Genomic DNA, 12981 nt, shown 5'->3' with positions numbered 1-12981 from the left:
CTGCCCGGCTCGGCGCGGTCGGCGGTGCTCGATTCCACGCCGGTCCCTGCCCGGCGTGGCGCGGTCGGCTTCGCGGGGTGGTGCGTTCCAGGGAGCGGGGTGCGTCCGCCTAGGGCGATCCGCTGGCACGCGGATCGGCCGTTCGGCGGTGCCGGTGCACGCCGGTCACCGCCAGGCGTCACCGCGGTCGGCTTGTCGGGGTGGTGCGTTTCGTAATGCGGGGTGCGTCCGCCTAGGGCGATCCGCTGGCACGCGGATCGGCCGTTCGGCGGTGCCGGGGGCACGCCCGTCACCGCCAGGCGTCACCGCGGTCGGCTTGTCGGGGTGGTGGGTTCCAGGGAGCCGGGTGCGTCGTCTGAGGCGATGTGCTGGTGTGCGGGTCGGCCGGTCGGCTCGGAGGGCGGGGAGGGCACCGCACCGCGAGGCGCGGAGGGGCGCGGGGCGGCGGGTACGGTGAGGGCGTGGGAGCGGAGCGGACACGGCAGCGGATCCTCGAGGCGGCGACGGAGGAGTTCGCGGCGCACGGGCTGGCGGGAGCGCGGGTCGACCGCATCGCGGCACGGTCGGGGATGAGCAAGCCGATGCTGTACTCGCACCGGCCGACGGCGCGCGACGCCGTCGCCGCCGTCGTCCGCGTCAGTGCGGAGGGGTACTCCGCGCCCGGCACTCCTGCCGGCTGCTTCGTGCTGAGCGAGCCGCGGCTCGAGGCCCGTCGCCGCGAGATGGAGGCGCTCGTCGCCGCACGAGTCGAGCGCGGGATCGAGGAGGGCGACGTGCCGCCGGAGACGGACGCCGGATCCGTCGCCGCCTTCGTCGTCGCCGTGCTCAGCGGGATGTCGACGCAGGCCCGCGACGGAGCACCGGCGGACCGCATCGCGGTCATCGGCGAGCTCGCACTCGGCGCGCTGCCGGCGGCCACGGGCGTGCGAGCCGCAGGGCGCACGCCGGGAGCTCCCGGATGAGGCCGCGTCGGCCCCGTCTCGGCCTCCTCGCCCTGGTCGTCGCGGGGCTGCTGCTGATCCAGCCCGCCGCGGCCTCGGCGGCACCGCTGCTCCCTCCCGCGAACGGCGTCCTCGACTACCAGCTGGGAGGCGCCTACGCTCCGGCGTCGAGCGTCACCATCGTCGACCGCGACCGCACGGACGCGCCCGCCGCCGGCCGCTACAGCATCTGCTACGTGAACGCCTTCCAGACCCAGCCCGGCGAGACCGCCGCCTTCGCGAAGCGGCACCCCGAGCTCCTGGTGAGGCGAGCGGACGGGAAGGCCCTCGCCGATCCGGGCTGGCCGGACGAGTACCTCTTCGACGTCTCGACCGCCGCGAAGCGGACCGCTCTGCTCGCGATCGTCGGCGCCTGGATCGACGGCTGCGCCGAGGACGGCTTCGACGCCGTCGAGGCCGATAATCTGGACAGCTACACCCGCTCGGGCGGGAGGCTGACGAAGTCGCAGGCGCTGGCGTTCGCCACCCTCCTGACGGCGCGCGCTCACCGCTCCGGCCTGGCGATCGGCCAGAAGAACGGAGCCGATCTCGCCGCTGCCGGGAAGAGGACGGTCGGCTTCGACTTCGCCGTCGTCGAGGAGTGCCAGGTCTACGACGAGTGCGCGGCGTACACGGACGTCTACGGGCGCCAGGTCTACGAGATCGAGTACACCGACAACGGCCGGTCCGCCTACTCCGAGGCCTGCGCCGCGCAGGGCCGGAGCATCTCGGTCACCCTCCGCGACCGCGACGTCGTCCCCCGTGGCGCAGCGGGCTACGTGAACCGGCACTGCTGACGCCGGGGGGCCGCTACCGCAGGGCTCCCAGCACGACGGCCGCGGCGCGGGCGACCAGCGCGTCGTCGTAGTCCGCCTCGGGGTCGTTGCGCGCCGAGAGGATCGACAGCACGACCGCGTCCCGCCCGGGAGGCGTCACCACGGCGACGTCGTTGCGGATCCCCCCGGCGCCCCCGGACTTGTCCGCGACGCTCCAGCCGGCCGGAGCGCCCGACCGGACGAGAGTGTCGCCGGTCGCGTTGCCGCTCATCCAGTCGAGCAGGAGTGCCCGGTCCTCCGCGGACAGCACGTCACCCGTGGCGACAGCGGCGAGGTCGGCCGTGAACGCGGCCGGGGTGGTGGTGTCCTCGGTGCTGCCGGGCTCGATCGTGTTCAGCGCGGGCTCCTCGTTCACCACCTCGGTGGTGGTGTCGCCGAGAGCCTCCAGTCCTCGGTCGAGGGCGGAGGGTCCGCCGAGGCGCCGGAGCACGAGGTTCAGAGCTGTGCTGTCGCTCCGGCGGACGGCCGCCTCGGCGAGCTGCGACAGCGGCAGGCCGGTGGCGGTGCTCTCCTCCGTGACGGGGGAGTAGCCCGCCGCCTCGACGTCGGCGACGGTCCAGGTGACCACCTCGTCCCGCTCGGCGGCGGGGACGGTGCGCAGGAACTCCGCCGCGGCGAGGGCTTTGAGGCTCGAGGCGAAGCCGAAGCGCTCGTCGGCCCGGTGATCGACCCGGCGACCCGAGCCGGTGTCGACGGCGCTGACGCCGATCCGGGCGTCGAACTCGTTCTCGAGCGCGGCCAGCTCGGCGGAGACGTCGATCGGAGGAGGGATGGCGGAGGATGTCGACGACGGCACGGAGGCGGACGACGGCGGCGCGACCGGGGTGTCCGCCGTGGTGGTGCACCCTGCGAGGGCCAGGAGGAGGGCGGAACCCGCGAGTGCGCGGAGGGTCCGCGACGACCCTCTCGAACGGTTCACAGCGCGGAGTAGACGACGGAGAAGGCGACGGCGGCCGCCGCGGTGACGCCGAGCGCCGCGAGCGAGACGAGTGCCCGCGGCCTCCTCCGCACGACGGCCAGGACGAGGAAGCCCGCGCCCAGGACGATCTGGAGCCACCAGTACACCGGACTCGTGGTGTCGGCGACCGCGCTCAGCGCCCAGACGCCCTCGCCGATCAGCACGCCCGAGAGCGGCGCGACAGCCAGAACGCGCCAGGTCCTCGAGCCGTGGAGGGTGAGTGCGGCGGCGGCCCCCAGGAGCGGCCCGGCAGGGACGGCGAGCAGCCAGAAGACGTCCGTGAAGGGTGGCGAGTAGCCGAAGCCGCGCGCCGCGGTCACCAGGTCGTAGCCCTCGAGCAGTGCCCAGAAGCTCAGCAGGCCGAGCGCGGCCGCCGCCGCCGGTCGGGCGCCGCCGAGGCGCACGAGCGCGAACACGAGCATGGACCAGCCGCCGGAGGAGTTGGCGAACGAGCTCACCGACGGCGGGAGGGAGCCCTGCAGCAGGCTGGTGAGCCCGCCCAGGACGAGACCGCCGAGCAGGGCGACGAGCAGAGCACGCAGGAGAGGCGGGCTGGAGGCGGCAGGGGGCATGGGTCGATTCTCGGAGACGGCGGGCCGGTGCGGATCAGGGATGACCCTGATCTCGGGGTGCGGGTGGATCACAGGTCTCGGGGTGATCCGCGCCGCCCTGGTGCAGTTCTCCCCACCCCGGCTCGGCGGCCCCGGCGGCCGATACGATGGACCCCATGCCTCGGATCCGACAGTCAGATGTCGAGGAGGTCAAGGCGCGGGTGAACATCGGCGACGTGATCGGCGAGTACGTCACGCTGAAGTCGGCCGGCATCGGCTCACTGAAGGGCCTCTGCCCCTTCCACGACGAGCGCAGCCCGAGCTTCCACGTCCGCCCGCAGGCCGGCTTCTACCACTGCTTCGGCTGCCAGGAGTCGGGCGACGTCTACAGCTTCATCATGAAGATGGACCACAGCTCGTTCAGCGAGACCGTCGAGCGCCTCGCCGGGCGGATCGGCTTCCCGCTGCAGTACGAGGACGGCGACGGCCGCGCGCCCGAGACCGGCGGGCGAGCGCGCCTCCTCGCCGCGAACGACGCCGCGGAGGAGTACTTCCGCGAGCAGCTCGCGACCCCGGGCGCCGACGTCGGTCGGCGCTTCCTCGGCGAGCGGGGCTTCGACCGCGCCGCCGCCGACCGCTTCGGCGTCGGCTTCGCACCCGACGGCTGGGACGGGCTCACGACCGCGCTCAAGCGCCGCGGCTTCTCGGAGGAGGAGCTGACCACGGCCGGCCTGGTCAGCAGCAACAACCGCGGCGGCGTCTACGACCGCTTCCGCGGCCGCCTCGTCTGGCCGATCCGCGACGTGACCGGCCAGACCGTCGGCTTCGGCGCCCGCCGCCTCCTCGAGGAGGACAAGGGCCCCAAGTACCTCAACACCCCCGAGACGCCCGTCTACCACAAGTCCCAGGTGCTCTACGGGCTCGACCTCGCCAAGCGGGACATCTCCCGCGGGCACCGGGTCGTCGTCGTCGAGGGCTACACGGACGTCATGGCCTGCCACCTCGCCGGCGTCACCACCGCGGTCGCCACCTGCGGCACCTCCTTCGGCGTCGACCACATCAAGGTGCTGCGCCGGGTGCTGGGCGACGACAGCGGCGTCGGCGAGGTCGTCTTCACCTTCGACCCCGACGCGGCGGGCCAGAAGGCGGCGATGCGCGCGTTCCAGGAGGAGCACCGCTTCGCCGCGCAGACCTTCGTCGCCGTCGCGCCCGAGGGCCTGGACCCCTGCGACCTCCGCCTGAACCGCGGAGACGACGCCGTCCGCCGCCTCATCGACGACAAGAAGCCGATGTTCGAGTTCGTGATCCGGCAGCTGCTGGACCGCTACGACCTCGAGACGGTCGAGGGCCGGATCGCGGCCCTGCGCGCGGCCGCCCCGGTCGTCGCCGAGATCCGCGACCCGGCGCTGCGGCCCGGCTACTCCCGCGAGCTCGCCCGGATGCTCGGCCTGGACATGGCCGAGGTCAACTCCGCCGTGCGCTCCGCCGGATCCCGGCCCCGCTCCTCCGGACCCGAGGGCCGCGACCAGCAGGGCGGGCGGGGCGGCGGCGAATCACCCGCGGCCGAGGCGCCCCTCGGCGCGCGCATCGCCGACCTCCCCGTCGACGTCGTCACGCGCATCGAGCGCGAGGCGCTGATGGCGATGCTCCAGCTTCCGCAGGCGATGGGTCCGGAGCTCCTGGCCCGGGCGGCGCACGCGGCGGTCACCAACGAGACCCTCCGCGTGGTCCGCGACGCCGTGGTCGCGAACCTCGAGCGGGCGGAGGACCGCGACTGGGTCGAGCACGTCGCCGACGACGTCCCCGGCCCCTTCGCCTCGCTGGTGCGCCAGCTCGCGGTGGCGCCGATCCCGGCTGCCGACGAGGAGGGGCTCGCCCGCTACTCCCGCGACGTGGCGATCTCGCTCATCGAGCGCGACCTGCTCCGCGAGATCGCCGAGCTGCGCGGGGCGCTCCAGCGCGCGTCCGCCGATCCGGTGATGGCGCGCGCGGTGCAGGTGCGCCTGGTCGAGCTCGAGCGCGAGAAGCGGGCGCTGCGCACGGAGTGAGCGTGTTGCGGTCGTGTGAAGAAATCGGCCGCACGCCCGTGCCGGTTCGGAGAGCGCTTCCAACTGTGTTACCTATGAGGAACAGCAATGCGGGCGTCCAGTGTCGTGACGCCACAGCCCACAGGAGATCTGTGCGCCGAGAGTCCGCGCGCCCGGAGCGCCCGCATCCCATCCTTGACAGGAAGAGGCAGACGGAGATGAATTCCGCATCCACTCGCGGCACCCGTGCACTGGCCGCCGCCGCAGGCTTCGCCGCGGTCGCGCTCGTGCTGACGGGCTGCGCCGCCGGCGGGAACGACTCGTCCGGCGGCAGCGCCGGAGGGGCCCTGACCATCGGCACCACCGACAAGATCACGACGCTCGACCCCGCGGGCTCCTACGACAACGGCTCGTTCGCCGTGATGAACCAGGTGTTCCCGTTCCTGATGAACACCCCCTACGGCAGCCCGGACGTCGAGCCCGACATCGCCGAGTCGGCGGAGTTCACCGCTCCCACGGAGTACACCGTGAAGCTGAAGGAGGGACTGAAGTGGGCCAACGGCCACGACCTCACCTCCTCCGACGTGAAGTTCTCCTTCGACCGCCAGGTCGGCATCGCGGCTGAGAACGGCCCGTCCTCGCTCCTGGCGAACCTCGACAGCGTCGCGGCTCCGGACGACACGACCGTGGTCTTCACGCTGAAGTCCGAGAACGACCAGACCTTCCCCCAGATCCTCTCGAGCCCCGCCGGCCCGATCGTGGACGAGGAGGTCTTCTCGGCCGACGAGCTGACCGCGGACGCCGACATCGTCTCGGGCGACGCCTTCGCCGGCCAGTACACGATCGCGAACTACGACGTGAACAACCTCATCCAGTACAAGGCGTACCCGGACTACCAGGGCGTTCTCGGCGAGGCGAAGACGGACACCGTCAACGTCAAGTACTACGCGGACTCGTCCAACCTCAAGCTGGACATCCAGGAGGGGAACATCGACGTCGCGTTCCGCAGCCTCTCGGCGACGGACATCGACGACCTCCGCGGCAACGACACGGTCAAGGTCGTGGACGGCCCCGGCGGCGAGATCCGCTACATCGTCTTCAACTTCGACACCCAGCCCTTCGGCGCGACGACCGGTGAGGCCGACAGCGCCAAGGCCCTCGCCGTGCGCCAGGCCGTCGCCGACCTGATCGACCGCGACGAGATCGCCGACCAGGTCTACAAGGGAACCTACACCCCCCTCTACTCCTACGTCCCCGCCGGCCTGACCGGCGCGGTCGAGCCGCTCAAGTCGCTCTACGGCGACGGCAACGGCGCGCCCGACGCCGACAAGGCGAAGGCGACCCTCGAGGCCGCCGGCGTCACCGCTCCGGTCACCCTGAACCTGCAGTACTCGAACGACCACTACGGTCCGTCCTCGGGCGACGAGTACGCGCTGATCAAGGACCAGCTGGAGTCGACCGGCCTCTTCACCGTGAACCTGCAGACCACGGAGTGGGTGCAGTACTCGAAGGACCGCTCGAGCGACGTCTACCCGGCGTACCAGCTCGGCTGGTTCCCCGACTACTCCGACGCCGACAACTACCTCTCGCCGTTCTTCATCAAGGAGAACTTCCTCGCCAACCACTTCGACGACGCCGAGGTGCAGAGCCTGATCGCGCAGCAGGTCTCGACCACCGACGCCGACGCGCGCACCGCGCTGATCGAGCAGATCCAGGAGAAGGTCGCGGCGCAGCTCTCGACCGTCCCCTACCTGCAGGGCTCGCAGGTCGCGGTCGTCGGCAGCACCGTGAGCGGAGCCGAGGACACCCTCGACGCCTCGTTCAAGTTCCGCTACGCGGCACTCAGCAAGGGCTGATCCACCCCCCTCGCGGCCGGCGCCTCCCCGACAGGAGGCGCCGGCCGTTCTCCACGAAAGGCATCACGTGACGACAGCCACGACGGCTGCGGCGACGGCGCCCACCCGGCGACCGCGCGGCTCCGGGGGCGGACTCGGGCGCTACCTGCTCGTCCGCTTCCTGCTCATCATCCCCACCGTCTTCATCCTCGTGACGCTGGTGTTCCTCCTCATGCGCTCCACGGGCGACCCGATCACGGCGGCCCTCGGCGGCCGCCTGACCGCGGACCAGCTCGCCGAGCGCGTAGCCGCCGCCGGCTACGACCGGCCGCTGATCGTGCAGTACCTCGAGTACCTCGGCAAGCTGCTGACCGGCGACTTCGGCACCACCCTGAGCGACAACCGCCCCGTCACCGAGGTGCTCCTCACCTACGGCGCTGCGACGGTCGAGCTCGCCTTCTACGCCCTGATCGTGGCGTTCCTGGTCGGCATCCCGCTCGGGATGCTCGCCGCCTACCACCGCGACCGCACGCCCGACGCGGTGCTGCGCATCTTCGCGATCCTCTGCTACGCGACCCCGGTGTTCTTCGCGGGCCTGCTGCTGAAGCTGGTGTTCTCCGTCTGGCTGAAGTGGTTCCCCGTCGCCGGGCGCGCCTCGACGAGCACCGAGCTCTCGCTCCAGTTCCTCGAGAACAAGACCGGCATCTATCTGATCGACGCGATCCAGACCGGCGACCCGGCCGCGATCTCGGACGTGCTCTCGCACGCGGTGCTCCCCGCCGTCGCGCTGGGCCTGCTCACCGCGGGCATCTTCCTGCGCCTGGTGCGCACCAACGTGATCGGCACGCTCGGAACCGATTACGTGGACGCGGCGCGCTCGCGCGGCGTCAGCGAGTTCCGGCTCGTCCGCACCCACGCCTACCGGCCGGCGCTCATCCCGATCATCACCGTGATCGGCCTGCAGATCGCCCTGCTGCTCGGCGGCGCCGTCCTCACCGAGACCACCTTCGAGTGGAAGGGCCTCGGCTTCCAGCTCGCCGAGTACCTCCAGGCCCGCGACTTCGTGGCCGTGCAGGGCATCGTCGCCCTGCTCGCCGTCATCGTGGCGCTGACCAACTTCATCGTCGACGTCATCGCGGCGCTCATCGACCCGCGAGTGAGGTACTGAGCATGAGCACCACCCCCCCGGCGCGTCCGCGCCGCCGCCTCGTCGACCGCCTGCCGGTCGTCCACCAGCTCCGGCAGAGCGTCGGCCTCCAGCGGGGGATGCTCGTCACCGGCCTGATCATCACCGGCGCGTTCCTGCTGGTGGCCCTGTTCGCGCCCCTCATCGCGCCCTACGGCTACTCGCAGCTGCGCTCGGGCGGCGAGTCGTTCGGCGCGCAGGAGCCGCCGAGCGCGGAGCATCTGCTCGGCACCACCGTCGGCGGCTACGACGTCCTCTCGCGAGTGATCTGGGGAGCGCAGACCGCGTTCCTCGTGATCGTCGTCGCCGTGGTCCTGTCGATCTTCCTCGGCGTCTTCCTCGGCCTCGTCTCCGGCTACCTCGGCGGCTGGCTCGACCGCGTGCTCGTCGTGATCTGCGACGCGATCTACGCGTTCCCGACCCTGCTGCTGGCGATCGTGATGTCGATCGTCATCTCCGGCGGGCAGTCGAACCTCTGGGCCGGCATCTTCGCCGCGGCGGTCTCGATCACCGTGGTCTACATCCCGCAGTACTTCCGCGTGATCCGGGCCGAGACCGTGCGTATCAAGGGCGACGCCTTCGTCGAGTCGGCGAAGGTCATCGGAGCGTCGACGCCGCGGATCATGTTCCGCCACGTCCTGCGGAACGCGACGCGCACGCTGCCGCTGATCTTCACGCTGAACTCCTCCGAGGCGATCCTGACCCTCGCGGGCCTGGGCTTCCTCGGGTTCGGCATCGAGCCGACGTCGGCCGCGGAGTGGGGCTACGACCTCAACAAGGCGCTGTCGGACGTCACGAGCGGCATCTGGTGGACCTCGGTCTTCCCAGGCCTGGCGATCGTGCTCGTGGTGCTGGGCATCACCCTCGTGGGCGAGAGCCTGAACGACCTCGCCGACCCGCGCCTGCGCGGTCGGCGCGCGGTGGCCGCCGGTGCCGGCGACGTCGCCGCGACGTCCGTCGTGCCGGGCGGCGTCCTCGCCGCCGACGGCTTGGAGACGCCGGGGCACGACCCCGTCGCCGGAGTGGAGGAGACGCGATGAGCGACCAGCGCATCGTCCGGGACGCCTCAGCGCGTCCGATCGTGGACATCACCGACCTCGAGGTCGCCTTCGCGAGCGACCGCGGCGCCGTCCGCGCCGTCGCCGGGGTGAGCCTGCGCGTCGAGCGCGGCGAGGTCCTGGCGATCGTCGGAGAGTCCGGCAGCGGCAAGACCGTGACCGCGAAGACCATCCTCGGCCTCCTGCCCGAGACGGCCACCGCCTCCGGAGTGGTCCTGCTCTCGAAGAAGGACGGCAGCGCGGCGACCGATGTCGTCTCCGTGCCGAAGGCCCGCCTCCGGGAGCTGCGCGGCACCGACGTCGCCATGGTCTTCCAGGAGCCGGGCACCGCCCTCAACCCGGTCTTCACGGTGGGCTGGCAGATCGCGGAGGGACTTCGCGCTCACGGCTCCGTCTCGAAGAAGGAGGCGCGCAAGCGCGCGATCGACGTCCTCCGCACCGTCGGCATCCCGGAGCCGGAGAAGCGGGTCGACTACTACCCGCACCAGTTCTCGGGCGGCCAGAAGCAGCGCGTGGTCATCGCGATGGCGCTGGTCCTGGATCCCGGTCTGATCGTCGCGGACGAGCCGACCACCGCGCTCGACGTGACCGTGCAGGCCGAGATCCTCGACCTGCTCCGCCGCTGCCGCGACGAGTTCGGCACCTCGATCGTGCTGATCACCCACAACATGGGCGTCGTCGCCGATCTGGCCGACCGCGTCGCCGTGATGTACCAGGGCGAGCTGGTCGAGGAGGCGACGGTCTCCGAGCTGTTCTCGGCGCCGAAGGCCGAGTACACGAGGAAGCTGCTCGCCGCCGTCCCGCACGTGGGCCAGGGCGTCGAGCGCGCCCGCGTCCGCGCCGTCGAGCGCGCCGAGGCCCCCGAGGCCGAGACGCTCGTCGCCGCCGAGGGCCTGCGGATCCAGTACCCCGGCCGGCTCGGCCGTCCCGGCTTCGTCGCGGTCGACGGCGTCTCGCTGCGCATCCGCGCGGGCGAGGTGCTCGGCCTCGTCGGCGAGAGCGGCTCGGGCAAGACCACCATCGGGCGCGCCATCGCGGGCCTGACGCCGGTGACCGGCGGGTCGCTGAAGGTCCTCGGCAAGGAGATGCGCGGCATCCGCGAGCGCGCCTTCCGGCCGGTTCGCGGCGACATCGGCTTCGTGTTCCAGGACCCGGCGTCGAGCTTCAACCCGCTGCTCACCATCGCGGAGTGCGTCGCCGAGCCGCTGATCGTGCACGGACGGGCCGGCGACGCCGCCGGGGCGCGCTCGCGCGTCGACGAGCTCCTGGAGGCGGTGCAGCTGCCCCGCTCCTACGGCGACCGCTACCCGCATGAGCTCTCCGGCGGCCAGCGCCAGCGCGCCAGCCTCGCCCGGGCCCTCGCCCTCGAGCCGAAGCTGCTGATCGCCGACGAGCCCACCTCGGCGCTCGACGTGTCGGTGCAGGCCCGCGTGCTCGAGCTGTTCGCCGAGCTGCAGCGCGAGTTCGGCTTCGCCTCGCTGTTCATCAGCCACGACCTCGCCGTGGTCGACCTGCTCGCCGACCGCATCGCGGTGCTCTACCGCGGCGAGCTGGTCGAGGAGGGGACGGGGGCCGAGGTGCTCGCCGCGCCGAAGCACCCCTACACGCAGCGCCTGCTCGCCTCCCTGCCCGTGCCCGACCCGGTCGAGCAGGCCTCGAGGCGCGAGCTCCTGCGCAGCATCGTCGAGGCGGAGCGCCGGGCGTGAGCCGGACCGCCGGGGATCCGGCCCCCATCGTCGTCGACGACCTCAGCGTCGAGTACCCGCCGCGCGGCATCAGCCGCCGGTGGACGGCGCTGCGGGGAGTGAGCCTCCGCGTGGAGCCGGGGGAGGTGCTCGGGATCCTCGGCGGCAGCGGCTCGGGCAAGTCCACGCTCGCGCGCGTGCTCGGCGGCGACGGCCTGGGGCACGACGGAGGCCGCACGCGCCCGGTGATCATCGGAGGGGACGCGACGGTCGCGGGGCACCGCCTCCGCTCGCTCCCCGCCCGCGAGCTCAAGCGCTTCACCGTCGACGTCGCGCATCTCGCGCAGGACGCCGGAGCGGCCCTCCGCCCCGAGCTGACCGTCTCGGAGCTGATCGCCGAGCCGATCTTCCTCCGCGACCGCCACTACGACCCGAAGGCCGCGGCGGTGCGGGTGGCGACGCTGCTCGACTCCGTGCACCTGCCGCTGTTCCTGCTCGACCGCTACCCCTACGAGCTCTCCAGCGGCCAGCGCCAGCGCGTGGCCGTGGCCCGCTCGCTCGTGCTCGGGCCGAAGGTGCTGATCGCCGACGAGCCGACCTCGGGCATCGACGCGACGGTGCGCGAGTCGATCGTCGACCTCCTCGCCGACCTGCGGCGCCGGGAGGGATTCGCGGCCGTCGTGGTCAGCCACGACATCGACGTGCTGAGCCGGGCGACCGACCGGATCGTAGTGCTGGTCGGCGGCGAGGTCGTCGCGTACGGGCCGCTGCTGGAGGTTCTGATCGAGGCCCGGCACCCCTACGTGCGCGAGCTCGGAGCGGCCTTCGCCGAGTACGAGCGCTTCGACGCCTCCCGAGCGCAGCGCGTCGAGGCGGCCGACCAGTGACCGTCCCGCGCGTCGCGGTGCTCCCGCGGCAGAAGCCGGTGTTCGCCGAGGCGGTGGAGTCGGGCGGTGGAGTGGTCGTCGGACTCGACGAGAGTCCGGACGCGCTGCTCTGGCTGTCCTACGGCCGCACGGACGAGCTGGCCGCTGTGCTGGAGGAGCACCCGTCGATCCGCTGGGTGCAGCTGCCCTGGGCCGGCGTCGACGTCTTCGCGCCCGTGCTCGCCGCGTCCCGCGCGGACGTCGTCTGGACCAGCGCCAAGGGCGCCTACGCGGAGCCGGTGGCCGAGCACGCGCTCGCGCTGGTGCTCGCCCTCCTGCGCTCGCTGCCGGAGCGGGCGCGCGCCGTGTCGTGGGGGCCGAAGAAGGCGGTCACGCTGCACCGCGCCTCCGTGGTGATCGTCGGAGCAGGAGGGATCGCTCGCGAGCTCCTGCGGCTGCTCGCCGTCTTCGACTGCCGGGTGACGATCGTCCGCCGCGGAGACGAGCCGGTGGAGGGCGCCGCCCGCACCCTGCCGGCGTCGCGGCTCGCCGAGGCCGCGGCGGACGCCGACGTGCTGGTCCTGGCCGCCGCCGCCACCGCGGGCACGGAGCGGATGGTCGACGCGGGTCTGCTCGCGCGGCTCCCCGCCCACGCCGTGCTCGTCAACGTCGCCCGGGGGAGCCTCGTCGACACGGACGCGCTCGTCGCGGCCCTCGCCGAAGGCCGTCTCGCGGGCGCCGCGCTCGACGTGACGGACCCCGAGCCGCTGCCGGACGGGCATCCGCTCTGGAGCGAGCCCCGGTGCCTGATCACGCCCCACAGCGCGGACACCCCCGAGATCACCGCGCCGCTCCTGGCCGAGCGCGTGCGCGCCAACGTGGCCGCCTGTGCCGCCGGCGGGCCGTTCGTCGGCCGCGTCGACCCGGGCTCCGGCTACTGAGTGCGCGCCCGATTTTGCGTTCGCGGAGAGTTTGCTAAAGTAGTACCGCGCTGATCGC

General features: G+C 72.6%; 11 protein-coding genes. 9 read left to right on the top strand and 2 right to left on the bottom strand.

What is annotated here, in order from left to right:
- The first annotated feature begins 461 nt into the window (after positions 1-461).
- Positions 462-962: a TetR family transcriptional regulator gene (locus tag C5C99_RS17540; protein ID WP_181074588.1), complete on the top strand. Its 501-nt coding sequence runs from the start codon at positions 462-464 to the stop codon at positions 960-962.
- Positions 959-1777 (top strand): endo alpha-1,4 polygalactosaminidase, encoded by an 819-nt coding sequence (locus tag C5C99_RS10675; RefSeq protein ID WP_104340059.1) that lies wholly within the window; start codon positions 959-961, stop codon positions 1775-1777. Before C5C99_RS17540 ends, C5C99_RS10675 begins: the two co-directional genes overlap by 4 nt.
- 13 nt (positions 1778-1790) lie before the next feature.
- Here the strand turns inward: C5C99_RS10675 and bla are convergent, their stop codons facing one another.
- Together bla and C5C99_RS10665 are read right to left on the bottom strand one after the other, a co-directional pair.
- Complete coding sequence (bla, locus tag C5C99_RS10670) at positions 1791-2735, bottom strand: class A beta-lactamase (protein ID WP_104324418.1); 945 nt, start codon at positions 2733-2735, stop codon at positions 1791-1793.
- On the bottom strand, positions 2732-3346 hold the full coding sequence (locus C5C99_RS10665) for a DUF6518 family protein (protein ID WP_181074587.1): 615 nt from the start codon (positions 3344-3346) through the stop codon (positions 2732-2734). Before C5C99_RS10665 ends, bla begins: the two co-directional genes overlap by 4 nt.
- 155 nt (positions 3347-3501) lie before the next feature.
- Between C5C99_RS10665 and dnaG the strand changes: the two genes are divergently transcribed.
- From dnaG to C5C99_RS10630, 7 genes are all read left to right on the top strand, one after another.
- The gene (gene dnaG / locus C5C99_RS10660) at positions 3502-5373 is read left to right on the top strand and encodes a DNA primase (protein ID WP_104340058.1); all 1872 of its coding nucleotides are present in this window, start codon (positions 3502-3504) and stop codon (positions 5371-5373) included.
- A gap of 197 nt (positions 5374-5570) precedes the next feature.
- A complete protein-coding gene (locus C5C99_RS10655) occupies positions 5571-7208 on the top strand; it encodes an ABC transporter substrate-binding protein (protein ID WP_104223443.1) in 1638 nt (545 codons plus the stop codon).
- A 67-nt stretch (positions 7209-7275) separates the two neighbouring features.
- The gene (locus tag C5C99_RS10650; RefSeq protein WP_104223444.1) at positions 7276-8355 is read left to right on the top strand and encodes an ABC transporter permease; all 1080 of its coding nucleotides are present in this window, start codon (positions 7276-7278) and stop codon (positions 8353-8355) included.
- 2 nt (positions 8356-8357) lie between these two features.
- The gene (locus tag C5C99_RS10645) at positions 8358-9413 is read left to right on the top strand and encodes an ABC transporter permease (protein WP_104340057.1); all 1056 of its coding nucleotides are present in this window, start codon (positions 8358-8360) and stop codon (positions 9411-9413) included.
- Positions 9410-11137 (top strand): ABC transporter ATP-binding protein, encoded by a 1728-nt coding sequence (locus C5C99_RS10640; protein ID WP_104226684.1) that lies wholly within the window; start codon positions 9410-9412, stop codon positions 11135-11137. Before C5C99_RS10645 ends, C5C99_RS10640 begins: the two co-directional genes overlap by 4 nt.
- Positions 11134-12003 carry an ATP-binding cassette domain-containing protein gene (locus tag C5C99_RS10635; RefSeq protein WP_104297520.1) on the top strand — a complete coding sequence of 290 codons (870 nt, stop codon included), beginning with the start codon at positions 11134-11136 and terminating at the stop codon, positions 12001-12003. The genes C5C99_RS10640 and C5C99_RS10635 overlap by 4 nt, the downstream gene beginning before the upstream one ends.
- Positions 12000-12923 (top strand): NAD(P)-dependent oxidoreductase, encoded by a 924-nt coding sequence (locus C5C99_RS10630; RefSeq protein WP_258063684.1) that lies wholly within the window; start codon positions 12000-12002, stop codon positions 12921-12923. Before C5C99_RS10635 ends, C5C99_RS10630 begins: the two co-directional genes overlap by 4 nt.
- Positions 12924-12981: the final 58 nt, after the last annotated feature.

The sequence above is a fragment of the Rathayibacter sp. AY1C4 genome, from assembly GCF_002932195.1.
In the GTDB taxonomy this organism is placed as follows: Bacteria; Actinomycetota; Actinomycetes; order Actinomycetales; family Microbacteriaceae; genus Rathayibacter.
Note: the sequence above shows the minus strand (reverse complement) of the source record. Positions and strands in the feature narration are given on the sequence as shown.

What these genes read in the sequence shown, in the direction of transcription:
- C5C99_RS10645 (WP_104340057.1), top strand. Translation starts at nt 8,358, where the DNA reads ATGAGCACCACCCCCCCGGCGCGTCCGCGCCGCCGCCTCGTCGACCGC.
- C5C99_RS10640 (WP_104226684.1), top strand. Translation starts at nt 9,410, where the DNA reads ATGAGCGACCAGCGCATCGTCCGGGACGCCTCAGCGCGTCCGATCGTG.
- C5C99_RS10655 (WP_104223443.1), top strand. Translation starts at nt 5,571, where the DNA reads ATGAATTCCGCATCCACTCGCGGCACCCGTGCACTGGCCGCCGCCGCA.
- dnaG (WP_104340058.1), top strand. Translation starts at nt 3,502, where the DNA reads ATGCCTCGGATCCGACAGTCAGATGTCGAGGAGGTCAAGGCGCGGGTG.
- C5C99_RS10665 (WP_181074587.1), bottom strand. Translation starts at nt 3,346, where the DNA reads ATGCCCCCTGCCGCCTCCAGCCCGCCTCTCCTGCGTGCTCTGCTCGTC.
- C5C99_RS10675 (WP_104340059.1), top strand. Translation starts at nt 959, where the DNA reads ATGAGGCCGCGTCGGCCCCGTCTCGGCCTCCTCGCCCTGGTCGTCGCG.